This window comes from Pseudomonas sp. GW821-FHT10C09, assembly GCF_059415465.1.
Genome location: NZ_JBWKNG010000003.1, coordinates 108,569 through 125,211, shown reverse-complemented (window position 1 = coordinate 125,211; position 16,643 = coordinate 108,569). Strand labels below are relative to the sequence as shown.

The 16,643-nt window shown below is 60.1% G+C and carries 14 protein-coding genes; 9 read left to right on the top strand and 5 right to left on the bottom strand.

Going from position 1 to position 16,643, the window contains the following annotated elements; translation table 11 throughout:
- Nucleotides 1–345: 345 nt before the first annotated feature.
- On the top strand, nt 346–561 hold the full coding sequence (gene rmf, locus AC07N8_RS03590; protein WP_003223300.1) for a ribosome modulation factor: 216 nt from the start codon (nt 346–348) through the stop codon (nt 559–561).
- 217 nt (nt 562–778) lie between these two features.
- Here the strand turns inward: rmf and AC07N8_RS03585 are convergent, their stop codons facing one another.
- Nucleotides 779–1,798, bottom strand: a complete 1,020-nt coding sequence (locus AC07N8_RS03585; protein WP_493142162.1) for a quinone-dependent dihydroorotate dehydrogenase — start codon at nt 1,796–1,798, stop codon at nt 779–781.
- 229 nt (nt 1,799–2,027) lie between these two features.
- Between AC07N8_RS03585 and AC07N8_RS03580 the strand changes: the two genes are divergently transcribed.
- The 8 genes from AC07N8_RS03580 (at nt 2,028) to cobA (ending at nt 13,645) form a co-directional block, all read left to right on the top strand.
- Nucleotides 2,028–3,239, top strand: coding sequence for a CmpA/NrtA family ABC transporter substrate-binding protein (locus AC07N8_RS03580; RefSeq protein WP_493142164.1), 1,212 nt, complete (start codon nt 2,028–2,030; stop codon nt 3,237–3,239).
- A gap of 15 nt (nt 3,240–3,254) precedes the next feature.
- The gene (locus AC07N8_RS03575; RefSeq protein WP_310260607.1) at nt 3,255–3,830 is read left to right on the top strand and encodes an ANTAR domain-containing response regulator; all 576 of its coding nucleotides are present in this window, start codon (nt 3,255–3,257) and stop codon (nt 3,828–3,830) included.
- 329 nt (nt 3,831–4,159) lie between these two features.
- On the top strand, nt 4,160–5,371 hold the full coding sequence (locus AC07N8_RS03570; RefSeq protein WP_483840272.1) for a nitrate/nitrite transporter: 1,212 nt from the start codon (nt 4,160–4,162) through the stop codon (nt 5,369–5,371).
- A 7-nt stretch (nt 5,372–5,378) separates the two neighbouring features.
- Complete coding sequence (locus AC07N8_RS03565; RefSeq protein WP_493142167.1) at nt 5,379–7,052, top strand: bifunctional protein-serine/threonine kinase/phosphatase; 1,674 nt, start codon at nt 5,379–5,381, stop codon at nt 7,050–7,052.
- Between the two features lie 321 nt (nt 7,053–7,373).
- Nucleotides 7,374–9,827, top strand: a complete 2,454-nt coding sequence (gene nirB / locus AC07N8_RS03560) for a nitrite reductase large subunit NirB (RefSeq protein WP_493142169.1) — start codon at nt 7,374–7,376, stop codon at nt 9,825–9,827.
- Complete coding sequence (gene nirD, locus AC07N8_RS03555; protein WP_027922561.1) at nt 9,824–10,141, top strand: nitrite reductase small subunit NirD; 318 nt, start codon at nt 9,824–9,826, stop codon at nt 10,139–10,141. The genes nirB and nirD overlap by 4 nt, the downstream gene beginning before the upstream one ends.
- Nucleotides 10,141–12,858 carry a nitrate reductase gene (locus AC07N8_RS03550; RefSeq protein WP_493142171.1) on the top strand — a complete coding sequence of 906 codons (2,718 nt, stop codon included), beginning with the start codon at nt 10,141–10,143 and terminating at the stop codon, nt 12,856–12,858. The genes nirD and AC07N8_RS03550 overlap by 1 nt, the downstream gene beginning before the upstream one ends.
- A gap of 10 nt (nt 12,859–12,868) precedes the next feature.
- Nucleotides 12,869–13,645, top strand: coding sequence for a uroporphyrinogen-III C-methyltransferase (cobA, locus tag AC07N8_RS03545; protein WP_493142173.1), 777 nt, complete (start codon nt 12,869–12,871; stop codon nt 13,643–13,645).
- Nucleotides 13,646–13,721: 76 nt separating this feature from the next.
- Here the strand turns inward: cobA and AC07N8_RS03540 are convergent, their stop codons facing one another.
- The 4 genes from AC07N8_RS03540 to AC07N8_RS03525 all read right to left on the bottom strand — a co-directional run bounded on the left by AC07N8_RS03540 (nt 13,722) and on the right by AC07N8_RS03525 (nt 16,625).
- On the bottom strand, nt 13,722–14,765 hold the full coding sequence (locus tag AC07N8_RS03540) for an OmpA family protein (RefSeq protein WP_483840278.1): 1,044 nt from the start codon (nt 14,763–14,765) through the stop codon (nt 13,722–13,724).
- Nucleotides 14,766–14,872: 107 nt separating this feature from the next.
- Nucleotides 14,873–15,463: an RNA polymerase sigma factor SigX gene (gene sigX, locus AC07N8_RS03535; RefSeq protein ID WP_008146300.1), complete on the bottom strand. Its 591-nt coding sequence runs from the start codon at nt 15,461–15,463 to the stop codon at nt 14,873–14,875.
- A gap of 86 nt (nt 15,464–15,549) precedes the next feature.
- Nucleotides 15,550–16,374, bottom strand: coding sequence for a mechanosensitive ion channel family protein (locus tag AC07N8_RS03530; RefSeq protein ID WP_008048604.1), 825 nt, complete (start codon nt 16,372–16,374; stop codon nt 15,550–15,552).
- Nucleotides 16,375–16,376: 2 nt separating this feature from the next.
- Nucleotides 16,377–16,625, bottom strand: a complete 249-nt coding sequence (locus AC07N8_RS03525; RefSeq protein ID WP_027922557.1) for a hypothetical protein — start codon at nt 16,623–16,625, stop codon at nt 16,377–16,379.
- Nucleotides 16,626–16,643 lie beyond the last annotated feature (18 nt).

Here is a 16,643-nt window from a genome sequence, read left to right as displayed (position 1 = left end):
GACCCTTCGTCGAATAATGCTTCTGCGCAACAGAAGTCATTCTCACTAAAGGATTAACCCCGTCATCCTGCGGGGGGCTGATCATACAGGGCTTTGGCCAATAAACACGGGCAAACATCGTGTTACTTATGGCCATAGCATCTTTATGGTTACGTCCTTATGACAAAACGATCATTCCCTCGATGTGACGCATTGGTTAGAACTCAACACAGGTTGACGCCGCAACGACGTCAACACCTTGGCTCGCGACGCCGGCAGCGGGCCCCAACGGCAGAAGTTTTTTTCTGCCAGACCTCGATTGAGGTCTACGCGATAAATACAGTCAACAAGTGAGGGCAACACCCTATGAGAAGACTTAAGCGTGATCCGTTGGAAAGAGCATTTTTGCGCGGATATCAATATGGCGTTGGTGGCAAATCCCGTGAGCTTTGCCCATTTACTCTACCGTCAGTACGCCAAGCCTGGATTAACGGCTGGCGCGAGGGACGCGGCGACAACTGGGACGGTATGACCGGCACTGCGGGAATCCACAGACTCAACGAACTTCACGCCGTCGGCTAATTTACAGGGCCTAACACTCCGACACGACAATCTGATGACTGAATGAATTAACCACGCACGTCCCATCCGGACGGCGGGCTCCGGCCCAGGGGCTCCTTCGAGGAGCCCTTTTTTATGCCTGCCCTTCGCCGAAACCCAATCCCTTGTAGGAGCCCGGCTTGCCGGCGATAGCGATCTCAAGGACGCCATCGCCGGCAAGCCGGGCTCCTACAGGGGTTTAGCGTAATGCGGCGATGGCGTCGACGGACTCACGAATCAGCGCCGGGCCTTTGTAGATAAAGCCGGAGTAGATCTGCACCAGGCTCGCACCCGCAGCGATTTTCTCCGCGGCGTGTTTGCCTTCGGTGATTCCGCCCACGGCGATGATTGGCAAGCGACCGGCCAACTCCGAGGCCAGCACCTTCACGGTGTTGGTGCTCTTGTCACGAACCGGTGCGCCGGACAGACCGCCCGCCTCGTCACCGTGTTCCATGCCTTCGACGCCGACGCGGCTCAGGGTGGTGTTGGTGGCGATCACCGCGTCCATCCCGGTTTCGATCAGCGCTTGGGCGACCTGCGCGGTTTCTTCGTCGGTCATGTCCGGCGCGATCTTGATCGCCAGCGGGACGTGTTTACCGTGACGCAACGCCAACTCGGCGCGGCGCGTGGCCAGGTCAGCGAGCAACTGCTTGAGCGAATCGCCGAACTGCAGGCTGCGCAGGCCCGGGGTGTTCGGCGAGCTGACGTTGACCGTCACGTAGCTGGCGTGGGCGTAGACCTTGTCCAGGCAGATCAGGTAATCGTCGACCGCACGCTCGACCGGGGTGTCGAAGTTCTTGCCGATGTTGATGCCCAGCACGCCCTTGTACTTGGCGGCGGCTACACGAGCCAGCAGGTGATCGACGCCAAGGTTGTTGAACCCCATGCGGTTGATGATCGCCTCGGCTTCCGGCAGGCGGAAAATCCGTGGTTTCGGGTTACCCGGTTGCGGACGCGGGGTAATGGTGCCGATTTCGACAAAACCAAAACCCAACTGGGCAAAACCGTCGATGGCCGCGCCGTTCTTGTCCAGACCGGCCGCCAGACCCACCGGGTTCGGGAAGTCCAGGCCCATGACCGACACCGGCATTTTCGCCGGGGCCTTGCACAGCAAGCCGTTGAGGCCCAAACGTCCGCCCGCGCCAATCAGGTCCAGGGACAGATCGTGGGAGGTTTCCGGGGAAAGTTTGAACAACAGCTGACGGGCCAGGGTGTACATGGGCGGGTTTGACTCTGGGCTACGAAAAGTGGCGGCAATTATAGCCGCGCATCGGCGCCGCAGGCGAGGCGCGCGACAAAATCAGCGAGCGATGGCATATGCCTTGCACCACCACCGGTATCAGCACTCATGCCAACGGCGGAATGGGTCGAAAGACAACGGCGTCGTCACTGGCCCTTGCCCTGGCAAGGCGCCCGGTACGGCGTTTTTTTATGCAAGGTGCTTAACGATGATTGAAGTTCCAGCGAACCCTCTGGCGTGGATCAATGGCAGCGATGCCCCGGAAAAGACCGACATCAACCTCGGCTTCATGGCCCTGAGCGATTGCGCCTCGGTGGTGGTCGCCGCCACACAGGGGTTCGCCCAGCCCTATGGCTTGACCCTGAACCTCAAGCGCCAGTCGTCCTGGGCCAACCTGCGGGACAAACTGGTCAGCGGCGAACTCGACGCCGCCCACAGCCTGTACGGCCTGATTTATGCCGTCCATCTGGGCATCGGCGGCGTGGCTTCTACCGACATGGCCGTGCTGATGGGCCTGAACCAGAATGGCCAGAGCATCAATCTCTCCCACGGTTTGCAGGCGCTCGGCGTGACCAGTCCTGAAGCACTCGACCGCCACGTGCACCAAACTCGCCCGAAACTCACCTTCGCCCAGACCTTTCCCACCGGCACCCACGCCATGTGGCTGTATTACTGGCTGGCGAGCCAGGGCATTCATCCGTTGCAGGATGTTGACAGCGTCGTGGTACCGCCCCCGCAAATGGTCGCGCACCTGCAAGCCGGGCGTATCGATGGCTTTTGCGTGGGTGAGCCGTGGTCCGCCAGCGCAGTGCAACAGAATCTCGGCTTTACCCTGGCGACGACCCAGACCATCTGGCCCGATCACCCGGAAAAAGTCCTCGGCTGCACCCGTGCGTTTGTCGAGCGGTACCCCAACACCGCGCGGGCCTTGGTAATGGCGATCCTGGAAGCCAGCCGGTTTATCGAGCAAAGCACGGAAAACCGCCGCAGCACCGCACAACTGTTGAGCGCGCCCGACTACCTCGACGCCCCCCTCGACTGCATCGAACCGCGCCTGCTGGGCGATTACGCCGACGGTTTGGGACATCGCTGGCAGGACCCGCATGCGTTGCGTTTCCATGCGGGTGGTGAGGTCAACGTGCCGTACCTGTCCGACGGCATGTGGTTCATGACCCAGTTCCGGCGCTGGGGTTTGTTGCGCGACGATCCGGATTACCTCGGCGTGGCCCGTCAGGTCCAGCAACTGGATCTGTACCGCGAGGCCGCCAGTGTCGTCGGTGTCGATATCCGGGGGCAGGACATGCGTAGCAGCCAGTTGATCGACGGCAAAATCTGGAACGGTTCCGACCCGTCCGGCTATGCCCGCAGCTTCAAGTTGCACGCCCTGAGCGACAGCTCTCACCGATTCGCCCAGCGCTGACAGGAGATTGCGAACATGTTGCGTATCCTGCTGATCAACGACACCGCGAAGAAAGTCGGTCGACTGAAAGCCGCCCTGACCGAAGCCGGGTTCGAGGTGATCGACGAATCGGGCCTGACCATCGACCTGCCCGAACGCGTCGAAACGGTGCGCCCGGACGTGATCCTGATCGATACCGAGTCACCGAGCCGCGATGTGCTGGAGCAAGTGGTGCTGGTGACCCGCGACCAGCCTCGCCCCATCGTGATGTTTACCGATGAACACGACCCCGGCGTGATGCGTCAGGCGATCAAGTCCGGGGTCAGTGCCTATATCGTCGAAGGCATTCACGCACAGCGCCTGCAGCCGATTCTCGACGTGGCCATGGCGCGGTTTGAAAGTGACCAGGCCCTGCGCGCCCAGCTGCATGCCCGCGACCAGCAACTGGCCGAGCGCAAGCGCATCGAGCTGGCCAAGGGGCTGTTGATGAAGATGAAAAGTTGCAACGAGGAAGAGGCCTACACCCTGATGCGCCGGCAGGCCATGAGCCGGCAGCAGAAATTGATCCAGGTGGCCGAGCAGATCATTGCCATGAGTGAGTTGCTTGGCTGAGGTTTTGTGGTGCCTTTGAAGGCTCCTTCGCGAGCAGGCTCGCTCCCACATTAGACCGCGATCCACTGTGGGAGCGAGCCTGCTCGCGAAGGGCCGCGACTCGGTCCCGAACTGTTGGCACAAATCTGGCTAAGTAATCACCACAGGTAACCAACGGCGGTTGCCCCACCTACGACAAAGACGTCGCTCACCTCATTTGCCCTTGGCGAATCCGGTAGCGGCGTTTTTTCGTTTTGGCCCCACAGCCCGGGGCCGGTGGTGCGGCCCACAGGCGCCCCACCTGCTAGCTCATGACTCCTTCTCGAGACTCTTCACAGCTGAGGTGCGCGATGAATTCAAGCTTCTGGAAATCCGGCCATACGCCAACACTGTTTGCGGCCTTCCTCTATTTCGACCTGAGTTTCATGGTCTGGTACCTGCTCGGGCCGTTGGCCGTGCAGATCGCCGCCGACCTGCACCTGACCACCCAACAACGCGGGCTGGTGGTGGCCACGCCGATCCTGGCCGGGGCCGTGCTGCGCTTTATCATGGGCATGCTGGCGGATCGTCTGTCGCCAAAAACCGCCGGGCTGATCGGCCAGGTGATCGTCATCTGCGCGCTGTTCGGCGCCTGGAAACTGGGGATTCACAGCTACGAGCAAGCGCTGGTGCTGGGCCTCTTCCTCGGCATGGCCGGTGCGTCCTTCGCCGTCGCCCTGCCGCTGGCCTCGCAGTGGTATCCGCCACAGCATCAAGGCAAAGCCATGGGCATTGCCGGTGCCGGTAACTCGGGCACCGTGCTTGCCGCACTGATTGCTCCAGTATTGGCCGCCGCGTTCGGCTGGAGCAACGTGTTCGGCTTCGCCCTCATTCCGCTGATCCTGACAATTATCGTTTTCGCCTGGCTGGCGAAAAATGCGCCGGAGCGGCCAAAAGCCAAGTCGATGGCCGACTACTTCAAGGCCCTCGGTGATCGTGACAGCTGGTGGTTCATGTTTTTCTACAGCGTGACCTTCGGCGGTTTCATCGGCCTGGCCAGCGCCCTGCCCGGCTACTTCAACGACCAGTACGGACTGAGTCCGGTGACGGCCGGTTACTACACGGCGGCCTGTGTGTTCGGTGGCAGCCTGATGCGCCCATTGGGCGGTGCGCTGGCAGACCGTTTCGGCGGGATACGCACGTTGCTGGCGATGTACACAGTCGCGGCGATCTGCATTGCGGCGGTGGGTTTCAATCTGCCGAGTTCCTACGCGGCGCTGGCGCTTTTCGTCTGCACCATGCTCGGTTTGGGCGCAGGCAACGGCGCGGTGTTCCAGTTGGTGCCGCAGCGGTTTCGTCGCGAGATCGGCGTGATGACTGGTTTGATCGGCATGGCCGGCGGTATCGGTGGTTTTGCACTGGCGGCCGGCATGGGCGCGATCAAGCAGAGCACCGGCAGCTATCAACTGGCCCTGTGGTTGTTCGCCAGCCTCGGCGTCCTCGCGTGGTTCGGTCTGCACGGGGTCAAACGTCGCTGGAGAACCACCTGGGGTTCGGCCGCTGTGACGGCGGCGCGGGTCTGAGGCCTCAATGAGCCTGCAACTGAGCTTTGCCGAAGCCAGCGCCATTGGCCCGCGGGAGGAAAACCAGGACGCCCTGCGCCTCGTGACGCCCGCCCCGGCGCTGGCGGCCAGCAAAGGCTACTTGTTCGCCATTGCCGACGGCGTCAGCCAATGCGCCGACGGCGGTCTCGCCGCCCGTTCGACCTTGCAGGCGCTGGCGCTGGACTATTACGCCACCCCGGAAACCTGGGGCGTCGCGCAAGCATTGGACCGCCTGCTGCTGGCGCAAAATCGCTGGTTGCAGGCCAATGGTGGCGGGCAACCGCTGCTGACCACGGTCAGTGCATTGGTCATGCGCGGCAGGCGTTTTACCCTGGCCCATGTCGGCGACTGCCGGGTGTATCGCTGGCATGCGGATCAGTTGCAGCGCGTCAGCGAGGATCATGTCTGGGACCAGCCGGGCATGCAGCATGTGCTGAAACGGGCACTGGGACTGGATCAGCATCTGGTGCTGGATTTTCTCGATGGCGAATTGCGCCTGAACGAGAGTTTCGTGCTGCTCAGCGACGGCATCTGGGCCGTGCTCGGTGACACTGCGATTGCCGCGATTCTGCGGGATCAGCCCGATCTGGACAGTGCGGCAAACACTCTGGTGCAGGCCGCCCATCTGGCCGGCAGCCAGGACAATGCCAGCGCCCTGCTGGTGCGGGTCGATGCCTTGGGTGAAACGAGCATCGGCGATGCGCTGATTCATTTACAGCAATGGCCATTGCCACCGGCGTTGAAACCCGGTCAATCCTTCGAAGGCTGGCACGTTGAAGGGATACTCGGCCAGAGCCAGCAATCGCTGCTCTATCGGGTTCGCGACGGGCAACAGCAACCCTGGCTGTTGAAAACCTTGCCCGCTGCGCTGCACGACGATCACTTGGCCGGGCAAGCATTGCTGTCGGAGGAATGGTTTCTCAAGCGCGTGGCCGGACGGCATTTCCCTGAAGTCCATGCCGCCAGTCAGCGTCAGCATTTGTACTACGTGATGCGTGAATATTTCGGAACGACGCTGGCAAACCTGCACGCCAGTGTCGGACCTTTGCCGTTGGCACAATGGCAAGACCTGGCCGAGCGCTTGCTTCGCGCGGTTGGCTTATTACATCGACGGCAGATTCTGCATCGCGACATCAAGCCGGAAAACCTGCTGCTGGGTGACGACGGCGAATTACGCCTGCTGGATTTCGGCCTAGCGTATTGTCCCGGCCTGTCCGAGGATCAAGCCTCCGCCCTGCCTGGAACGCCCAGTTACCTCGCACCGGAAGCCTTTCGCGGGGACATCCCGACGCCGCAACAGGATTTGTATGCGGTGGGCGTGACGTTGTATTTCCTGCTGACCGGGCATTACCCCTACGGAGAAATCGAAGCGTTCCAGCGACCACGGTTTGGTGTACCGGTCAGCGCCAGTCGCTATCGACCGGATTTGCCGGAATGGATAACGCAATGTCTGGAACGTGCCGTTGTGGCGGATCCGGGTCAGCGGTTTGAAACGGCGGAAGAATGGTTGCTGGTGCTGGAACAGGGCGAGCGGCGCAGCTTGAGCGTGCGACCCAGACCGTTGATGGAGCGGGAGCCGTTGAAGGTTTGGCGGACATTGGCAGTGGTGTCGTTGCTGCTGAATCTGGTGATGCTATTTCTGTTGCTCCACTCATCTTGACTCGCCACAGGTTTCATATGCTCCAGGACCGGGCAACCCGCCTCTAATCGGTGCACAAACATTCGCTCCGCTCCTGTCACGCCTGCCTGAAACCCAACAAATCCGCAGTTCTGAATACTTGGCACAACCACTGCATTACCCTTTCCACCACACATAAAGCCCAGCCTTCAACGATGAAGGCTGCGCTTCCCGAGAGAACGGGACCAGGACAAAGGCGTCCTCGCTAGGCAACTAGCGGGACGCCTTTTTTTGTTTGCGCAAAATTTGTCGAGCCAGACCTGAAGCCCTGATGAGGCGGGTCACCGCTCCCCGGAGAACCTGATGAAAAAATTAAAACTGGTGATGATCGGCAACGGCATGGCCGGGGTTCGCACCCTGGAAGAACTGCTCAAGCTGAGCAACGAGCTGTACGACATCACGGTCTTCGGTGCCGAACCCCATACCAACTACAACCGCATCCTGTTGTCGCCCGTTCTGGCCGGTGAGCAAACGTTCGAAGAGATCGTGCTCAACGACCTCGACTGGTACCTGGACAACCACATCAAGCTGCTGCTCAACCGCAAAGTGGTGCAGATCGACCGGGTCAAACGCCGGGTCATTGCCGAAGACGGCACCGAGGCCGAATACGATCGCCTGCTGATCGCCACCGGCTCGACCCCGTTCATTCTGCCGATTCCGGGCAACACCTTGCAGGGCGTGATCGGCTACCGCGACATCGCCGACACCCAGGCCATGATCAACACCGCCAAGACCCATAAGCACGCCGTGGTCATCGGCGGTGGTTTGCTCGGCCTGGAAGCCGCGAACGGCTTGATGCTGCGCGGCATGCACGTGACCGTGGTGCATATCGGCGAATGGCTGCTGGAACGGCAACTCGACAAGACCAGCGGCCAGTTGCTGCAGACCGCCCTTGAAGCGCGCGGCCTGCACTTTCGCCTGTGCGAACAAACCCAGGCCCTGCACGATGCCGGCAATGGTCGCGTCGGCTCGGTGGAATTCAAGAATGGCGACATCATTCCCGCCGACTTGGTGGTGATGGCCGCCGGTATTCGCCCCAACACCGAACTCGCGGAAAAATCCGGTATTCCCTGCAATCGCGGGATTCTGGTCAACGACACGATGCAAACCTACGATCCACGGGTCTACGCCATCGGCGAATGCGCCAGCCATCGCGGCATCGCCTACGGCCTGGTCGCGCCGCTGTTCGAACAAGCCAAGGTCTGCGCCAATCATCTCGCCCAATTGGGCTTCGCCCGTTATCAAGGCTCGGTGACGTCGACCAAACTGAAAGTCACCGGGATTGACCTGTTCTCTGCCGGCGACTTCATGGGCGGCGAAGGCACGGAAACCATCACCCTCTCCGACCCGATCGGCGGGGTCTACAAAAAACTGGTGATCAAGGATGACGTGCTGGTCGGCGCCTGTCTGTACGGCGATACGGCAGATGGCGGTTGGTATTTCCGGCAGATTCGTGAGAATCACGCCATTGGCGAGATCCGCGATCACCTCATGTTTGGTGAAAACGCCTTGGGCGACGTAGGACATCAGGGCCAGGACAAAGCCATGAGCATGGCCGACACCGCTGAAGTCTGCGGCTGCAACGGCGTGTGCAAAGGCACCATCGTCAAGGCGATTCAGGAACACGGGCTGTTCAGTGTCGACGAGGTGAAAAAACACACCAAGGCTGCCAGCTCTTGCGGTTCGTGCGCCGGCCTCGTCGAGCAGATCCTGATCAACACCGTGGGCGGCGCGGCAGACGTGAAGCCCAAAAGCGAAAAAGCCATCTGCGGTTGCAGCGACCTCAACCACGGGCAAATCCGCCAGGCCATTCGCGAACAACACCTGCTCACCATCGCCGGCACCCAGAGCTACCTGAACTGGCGCACCCCGAACGGCTGCGCCACCTGCCGCCCGGCGCTCAACTACTACCTGATTTCCACCTGGCCGGGCGAAGCCAAGGATGACCCGCAATCGCGCCTGATCAACGAACGCGCCCACGCCAACATCCAGAAAGACGGTACCTACTCCGTGGTCCCGCGGATGTGGGGTGGCGTGACCAACCCTTCGGAATTGCGCCGGATTGCCGACGTCGCCGACAAGTACAACGTGCCGATGGTCAAGGTCACCGGCGGTCAGCGCATCGACTTGTTGGGGATCAAGAAGCAGGACCTGCCCGGTGTCTGGAAAGACCTCGACATGCCGTCCGGCCATGCCTACGGCAAATCCATCCGCACCGTGAAGACCTGCGTCGGCAGTGAGTTCTGCCGTTTCGGCACGCAGAACTCCACGCAGTTGGGCATCGAGCTGGAGCATGACCTGTTCAACATGTGGTCGCCGCACAAAGTCAAACTGGCCGTCTCCGGTTGCCCGCGCAACTGTTCGGAAGCAGGCATCAAGGACGTAGGCATTATCGGTGTCGATTCCGGCTGGGAGATGTACATCGGTGGCAACGGCGGGATCAAAACCGAAGTCGCCGAGTTCTTCGTCAAATTGAAAACCGCTGAAGAGGTGCGCGAATACAACGGCGCGTTCTTGCAGCTTTATCGCGAAGAAGCCTTCTACCTCGAACGCACCGTGCATTACCTGCAACGGGTCGGCATGGACCACATCAAGAAAGCCGTGCTGGAAGACCCGGAACGGCGCAAGGCGCTCAACGACCGGCTGCAATTCTCGCTGTCGTTCGAACAGGACCCGTGGAAAGAACGCCTGACCCAGCCATTGCTGAAGAAAGAATTCGACGTCATTCCCGTGAAGAACCTGGAGGTGCTGGCATGAACTGGCTGGATATCTGCGCACTGGAAGAGATCAACGCCCTGGGCTCGCGGATCATTGCCGGCCCCAAAGGTGACATCGCGATTTTTCGTACCAGCGACGATGAAGTGTTCGCCCTCGACGACCGTTGCCCGCACAAGGGCGGGCCGCTGTCTCAAGGCTTGATCTACGGCAAGCGCGTGGCGTGCCCGCTGCACAACTGGCAGATCGACCTGGAAAGCGGCGAAGCCCAAGCCCCGGACATCGGCTGCGCCCATCACCACCCGGCGCGGGTCGAAAATGGCCGAGTGATGCTGGCCCTGCGGGACGCAGGCTGATGGACCGCCAGATCACCGCGTCCACCTGCTGCTATTGCGGGGTCGGCTGCGGCGTGCTGATCGAACACGACGGCGAGCGCATCCTCGGCGTCAGCGGCGATCCGGCGCACCCGGCAAATTTCGGCAAATTGTGCAGCAAGGGATCAACCCTGCATCTGACCGGCGACTTGACGGCACGGGCGCTGTACCCGGAACTGCGCCTGGGCAAAGGCCTGGCGCGCAGCCGCACCGACTGGGACACCGCCCTTGATCACGCCGCCAGCGTCTTCGCCCAAACCATTGCCGACCATGGCCCGGACAGCGTCGCGTTCTACATTTCAGGGCAGTTGCTGACTGAGGACTACTACGCCTTCAACAAACTGGCGCGGGCGCTGGTGGGCACCAATAACATCGACAGTAATTCGCGGCTGTGCATGTCGTCGGCGGTGGTCGGTTACAAGCGCAGCCTGGGCGCCGATGCGCCACCGTGCAGCTATGAAGACCTGGAGTTGAGCGACTGCGTGATGATCGTCGGCAGCAACATGGCCTACGCCCATCCGGTACTGTTTCGCCGCCTCGAAGAGGCCAAATCCCGCCGACCACACATGAAAGTCATCGTCATCGACCCACGTCGTACCGACACCTGCGATTTGGCTGACCTGCACCTGGCGATTCTTCCGGGGACCGATGTCGCCTTGTTCCATGGGATTTTGCACCTGCTGCTGTGGGAAGACTGGATCGATCGCGACTACATCAAGGCCCACACCGAAGGCTTGCCCGAGCTGAAAAACCTGGTGCGCGATTACACCCCGCAGATGGTGTCGCAGCTGTGCGGAATCAGCATTGAGCAATTGCAGCAATGCGCCGAATGGGTCGGGAATTCACCGAGTTTCCTGTCGTTGTGGTGCATGGGGCTGAACCAGTCCACCGCCGGCAGCGCGAAGAACAGCGCACTGATCAATTTACACCTGGCCACCGGGCAAATCGGCCGTCCCGGTGCCGGACCTTTCTCCTTGACCGGTCAGCCGAATGCCATGGGCGGCCGGGAAACCGGCAGTCTGTCGAACCTGTTACCCGGCCATCGCGATGCCGCCAATGCCGAGCACCGCGCTGACGTGGCGGCTTATTGGGGTGTCGATCAACTGCCAGAAAACCCCGGGCTGACCGCCATCGAGTTGTTTGAGCAGGTGGGCAGCGGAAAGATCAAAGCCTTGTGGATCGCGTGCACCAACCCCGCTCAATCGCTTCCCGATCAGACTGCCGTGCGCGCGGCGCTGGAAGCGTGTCCGTTCGTGGTATTGCAGGAGGCCTTTCGCACCACTGAAACCGCGAGGTTTGCCGACCTGTTGTTGCCCGCCGCCAGTTGGGGCGAGAAGGACGGTACGGTCACCAACTCCGAGCGGCGTATTTCCCACGTCCGCCAGGCAATCGTCGCACCGGGTGAAGCGCGTCCAGACTGGGCGATCACCGTGGATTTCGCACAGCGTCTGGAGAAACGTCTGCGCCCCGACGCAACCAGCCTGTTTGCCTTTGAAACCCCGGCGCAGGTGTTCGACGAATACAAACAACTGACCCGTGGTCGGGATCTGGATTTGTCCGGGATCAGCCACGCATTGATCGACCAGATTGGCCCGCAGCAATGGCCCTTTCCTGCGGGCGCCAGCGCAGGCACGGCGCGTCTCTATCTCGACGGTAATTTCCCGACTGTCAGCGGCCGCGCGCAGTTCGTGGCTGATCCGTATCGCGCCGCCAAGGAACAGCGCGATGCACGTTTCCCGCTGACGCTGATCACCGGTCGCCTGCGTGATCAATGGCACGGCATGAGCCGCACTGGCACTGCCGCGCAGCTGTTCGGTCATGTCAGCGAAGCCGTGTTGAGCCTGCACCCGGATGAGCTGCGCCGGCATCGCCTGCAAACGGGCGACCTGATCAGCCTGAAAAGTCGCCGCGGCGCGGTGATCGTGCCGGTCGCCAGTGACGACAGCGTGCGCCCCGGCCAAGCCTTTTTGCCGATGCATTTTGGTGACCGTTTTCTCAAGGGGGGCGTGAACAGCCTCACCCTCCCAGCCTTCGACCCTCTGTCAAAACAACCTGAGCTTAAACACAGCGGCGTGCGCCTCGAACCGGTGCAATTGCCCTGGCACCTTTTCGCGCTGGTAGAGGGTGATGTCCAACAGCATTTTGAGACGCTACGACCCCTTTGCGAGGCGTTTTCCTACGTCAGCCTCAGCCTGACAGGTCGTGAGCGCCCTGCGCTGCTGATACGCGCTGCCAACGCCACAGCACCCGATCCACAACTGCTGCGCGATATCGATCAAGGCCTGGGGCTCAACGACGGCCCGGTGCTGGCCTACGACGATCCACGACGCTCCATCGGCAAACGCGTGCGGATCGAGAACGGCCGGATCACCGCGATCCGCCTGGCGGGTGAAACCCTTGCCCGGCACTGGCTGCAAAACCTCTGGCTCGAAGGGCGCGCCGATGAACAACTGCGGCGCTGGTTGCTCGCGCCACTGAGTGCCCCACCTGGCCAGGTCGACGCCGAAGCTATCGGCAACAAAACCCTGTGCAACTGCAAAAACGTCAGCCAAAACGCGGTCTGTGCCGGCATCCGCCGTGGCCTGGACTTGCAGGGCTTGAAACAGGAATTGGGTTGCGGCACGCAATGCGGCTCCTGCGTCCCGGAAATCAAGCGTTTGCTGGCCGCCACCGCGCAGCCGGTCGCCGTCATCTCGTGAGGAAAACACAATGAGTGCAAAAGTCTGGCTGGTGGGCGCGGGCCCCGGTGACCCTGAATTGCTCACGCTCAAAGCTGTTCGCGCGTTGAGAGAAGCGGATGTGGTGCTGATCGACGATCTGGTCAACGACGCGGTGCTTGAGCACTGCCCCGGAGCACGGATAATTCCGGTGGGTAAACGCGGTGGCTGCCGCTCTACGCCACAGGCGTTCATTCATCGTTTGATGCTGCGTTACGCCCGTCAAGGCAAATGCGTGGTGCGGCTCAAGGGGGGTGACCCGTGCATCTTCGGGCGTGGCGGTGAAGAAGCGCAGTGGTTGCGAGAGCGCGGGGTCGAAGCCGAACTGGTCAATGGCATCACCGCCGGCCTGGCTGGCGCGACTCAATGCGATATTCCGTTAACCCTGCGCGGTGTGGCCCGAGGCGTGACGCTGGTGACCGCCCACACTCAGGATGGCAGCAGCCTGAACTGGCAAGCACTGGCTCAAGGTGGCACGACGCTGGTGATCTACATGGGCGTGGCGAAGCTCAGCGAGATCCGTGAGCAACTGCTGGCGGGCGCAATGGCGGCGGATACGCCGGTGGCGATGATTGAAAACGCATCGTTGCCGCATCAACGGGAATGTCGGAGCAGCCTGATGGCGATGGAAGAAGATGCCTTGGCCTTCGAGTTGAAAAGCCCGGCCATCCTGGTGATTGGTGCAGTCGCTGGCAACTGTGGGAGCGAGCCTGCTCGCGAAGAGGCCCTGATCAACGACATCAACGTCGTCGGATGCCAACGCGCCTGACGCATCCCTGCCTCACCAAATCGCAGACAAAGAAAAGCCCGGCCTAAGCCGGGCTTTTACTTAAAGCGGCGGGTAATTACTTACCTTGAGCTTCAACCTGCGCTTCTACGCGACGGTTTACAGCGCGGCCAGCTTCAGTTTTGTTGTCAGCAACTGGGCGAGTTTCGCCGTAGCCGATCGACTGAACGCGGGACGATTCAACACCGTACTGGTTGGTCAGAACTTGTTTAACGGCGTTTGCACGACGCTCAGACAGTTTCTGGTTGTAAGCGTCAGGACCGACGGAGTCAGTGTGACCTTCAACAGTAGTGGTGGTGGATGGGTACTGCTTCATGAAATCAGCCAGGTTCTTGATGTCGCCGTAGCTGTTTGGCTTGACTACCGACTTATCGAAGTCGAATTTCACGTCCAGCTCAACACGAACAACTTCAGCAACTGCCGGGCAGCCATCAGCGTCAACAGTTACGTTGGCTGGGGTGTCTGGGCACTTGTCAACGTTGTCGCAAACGCCATCGTTGTCGCTGTCGGAGCAGACTTCTGGAGCTGGAGCAGCAGCGACTGGCTTGTTGCCGCCACCGAAGTTCACGCCCAGACCAACGGATGGGATGTAGTCCCAACGGCCGTTGTCCAGTTTGTAGTCAGCTTCTACGCCAGCACGAGCGTAGACGTTTTCCAGGAAGTAGTACTTCAGGCCAGCGCCAGCAGTCAGGAAAGTCGACTGATCACGACCGCTGTGGCCGTCAGCGCGCACGTTGGTCAGGCTGCCGTGCTTAACACCACCTTGAACGTAAGGACGCAGAGCGTCGCCAGCGTTGTTGAAGTGGTACTGAGCGTTCAGACCGAACTGATCGCCTTCGATTTTCTGCTTGCCGGTGTTGTTGTCCGAACGGGTGTAGTCATCGTTGTTGTAGGTGAAGTTCAACGATACGTCGTCGGTCAAGAAGTAACCGATGGAGGCGCCAGGAGTGTAGCCGTCTTCAACGTTGTTAACGCTGTCGTTGTACTTTTTCCCGTAGTTGAGCTCGCCTTCAACTGCGCCTTGGCCTTGTGCCAGAACGCCGAACGAAGTAGCGGCAATAAGAGTACCAATGGCCAAGCCCAAGGTGTTTTTCAGTTTCATCCGTTAAATCCCCATCTGGTGATTGTAAAGCAGTCCCTCAAACCGGGGGACAACTCGGCGGCTAGTCTATCAGAACTAGCCTACACGTAAGAGATATTTGCGCTGAACTAAGTTTCAGCAATGCCTGCAAATTTCTCACGCAATTTATCAAGAGCACGTTTGTACCGCATTTTTGTCGCACTCAAACCCATATGCATGATATCCGCGATCTCTTGAAATTCCAGCTCTGCGACAAATCGTAGCACCAGAATTTCCCGGTCAATCGGGTTTACATACACCAGCCAGCGATCAAGTCCACCCTTATCCTCGGGTTTCGGCGCCTTCTCTTCAGACGCTTCCTCGAGGGGGTCCAGACTCAAAGCGTCCATCAAGCGACGCTTTCGCCGTTCCTTCCGATACTGTGTGATGCATTCGTTGTACGTGATGCTATATAGCCATGTCTTGAACTTCGATTTCCCCTCGAAGTTCTTCAAGCCGTACAGCACCTTCAACATCACTTCCTGACAGACATCGTCTGCGTCGCGATCGTTCCCAAGGTATCGGGCACAGACGTTAAATAATGTTCGCTGGTAACGCCGCATCAGTTCTTCATAGGCGCGCGTTACGTGAAACAGCTCGGTATGCGAGCGCGCGACCAACTCCTCATCAGAGAGCTCGCGGGGGTCGTAGCGCGTGGAGAGCGATTGAGCTTTATTCAAAACAAGTCGGGCCGACAGTCAGGTCAATGTCCGCCGCTGCCCTTTCGGGCAATTTGCGGCGGCATACATTAGCAGGGTTTGCCGGGTTAGCGGCTACTCACATGCTGCTCCAGGAGAATCCGATTGGAGAGAGAGACTAGCTCACCCTCATCGGTCAGCAATGTGGTTTTAACCGTGCCGATCTCTTCGATCTGGCCTTCGACCTCGCCAACACGCACTTGTTGCCCAACCTGATATAGCTCACGCACATAGATTCCCGCAAGAATCTGACCGGCAATTTCCCGGCTTCCCAAACCCATGGCCAACGCTACCGCCAGACCAACGGTGATCAACACAATGACGATCACATGGTTGAGCAGGTCAGTCTTGACCTCCAACTGGCTGATCGCTACCGAGATACTGATGATAATCACCAGACCCTGAGCGATTCGTCCCAACCCCGAAGCATAGTCCAGCCCTACGCCTTCTGCCGCGCCGCGCACCAGCCCATTGGCCAATTGCGCCAGCAAAACACCCACCAGCAACACCAGCGCCGCGCCGAATACCTTGGGCAAATACAGAGCCAGCATATCCAGCGTAGCTGAAACTCGCTCAAGTCCAAGGGATTCTGCTGCAGAAACCAGAAAAATCAGCAGGACGAACCAATAGACAATCTTGCCGATCAAGGTCGAGATCGGTACTTGAAGACCGGCCCGGGACAGTAATTTAGTCAGACCGGTGCCGCCCATCAGGCGATCGAGACCCAGCTTGGCGAGCAGCTTGGACAACAAAGTGTCCAAAAGTTTCGCAACGACGAAACCCAACAGCAGCACGACCAGTGCGCCGAACAGGTTCGGAATGAAGTTCGCAACCTTTGTCCATAACGCAGTCATTGCAGTGACGAGGCTCTGAGTCCAGAGATCAAGTTCCATATTCAATCAGCCTTATCAGCAGTGCGAACGGTAGGTTTACGGTGGCGGGAGACCGGAGCGACGTGGGCCGAGCCGTTGTTGAGGGCAATCATCAGCGCGGGCAACCAGCGGCCCAGCAGGCTGAACAGATCGCCGGCGCCGACCTGGCGGTTGGCGGTTTTCAGTACACGCCCAAGGCACGCATCGTCGTCCCGGGTGGACGGTGATGCATTGAGCATGTCGCGCAAAGACTGTTCAAACGGATCGTGCATACGCACCTCTCGTGATGT

What these genes read in the sequence shown, in the direction of transcription:
- rmf (WP_003223300.1), top strand. Translation starts at nt 346, where the DNA reads ATGAGAAGACTTAAGCGTGATCCGTTGGAAAGAGCATTTTTGCGCGGA.
- AC07N8_RS03585 (WP_493142162.1), bottom strand. Translation starts at nt 1,798, where the DNA reads ATGTACACCCTGGCCCGTCAGCTGTTGTTCAAACTTTCCCCGGAAACC.
- AC07N8_RS03580 (WP_493142164.1), top strand. Translation starts at nt 2,028, where the DNA reads ATGATTGAAGTTCCAGCGAACCCTCTGGCGTGGATCAATGGCAGCGAT.
- AC07N8_RS03575 (WP_310260607.1), top strand. Translation starts at nt 3,255, where the DNA reads ATGTTGCGTATCCTGCTGATCAACGACACCGCGAAGAAAGTCGGTCGA.
- AC07N8_RS03570 (WP_483840272.1), top strand. Translation starts at nt 4,160, where the DNA reads ATGAATTCAAGCTTCTGGAAATCCGGCCATACGCCAACACTGTTTGCG.
- AC07N8_RS03565 (WP_493142167.1), top strand. Translation starts at nt 5,379, where the DNA reads ATGAGCCTGCAACTGAGCTTTGCCGAAGCCAGCGCCATTGGCCCGCGG.
- nirB (WP_493142169.1), top strand. Translation starts at nt 7,374, where the DNA reads ATGAAAAAATTAAAACTGGTGATGATCGGCAACGGCATGGCCGGGGTT.
- nirD (WP_027922561.1), top strand. Translation starts at nt 9,824, where the DNA reads ATGAACTGGCTGGATATCTGCGCACTGGAAGAGATCAACGCCCTGGGC.
- AC07N8_RS03550 (WP_493142171.1), top strand. Translation starts at nt 10,141, where the DNA reads ATGGACCGCCAGATCACCGCGTCCACCTGCTGCTATTGCGGGGTCGGC.
- cobA (WP_493142173.1), top strand. Translation starts at nt 12,869, where the DNA reads ATGAGTGCAAAAGTCTGGCTGGTGGGCGCGGGCCCCGGTGACCCTGAA.
- AC07N8_RS03540 (WP_483840278.1), bottom strand. Translation starts at nt 14,765, where the DNA reads ATGAAACTGAAAAACACCTTGGGCTTGGCCATTGGTACTCTTATTGCC.
- AC07N8_RS03530 (WP_008048604.1), bottom strand. Translation starts at nt 16,374, where the DNA reads ATGGAACTTGATCTCTGGACTCAGAGCCTCGTCACTGCAATGACTGCG.
- AC07N8_RS03525 (WP_027922557.1), bottom strand. Translation starts at nt 16,625, where the DNA reads ATGCACGATCCGTTTGAACAGTCTTTGCGCGACATGCTCAATGCATCA.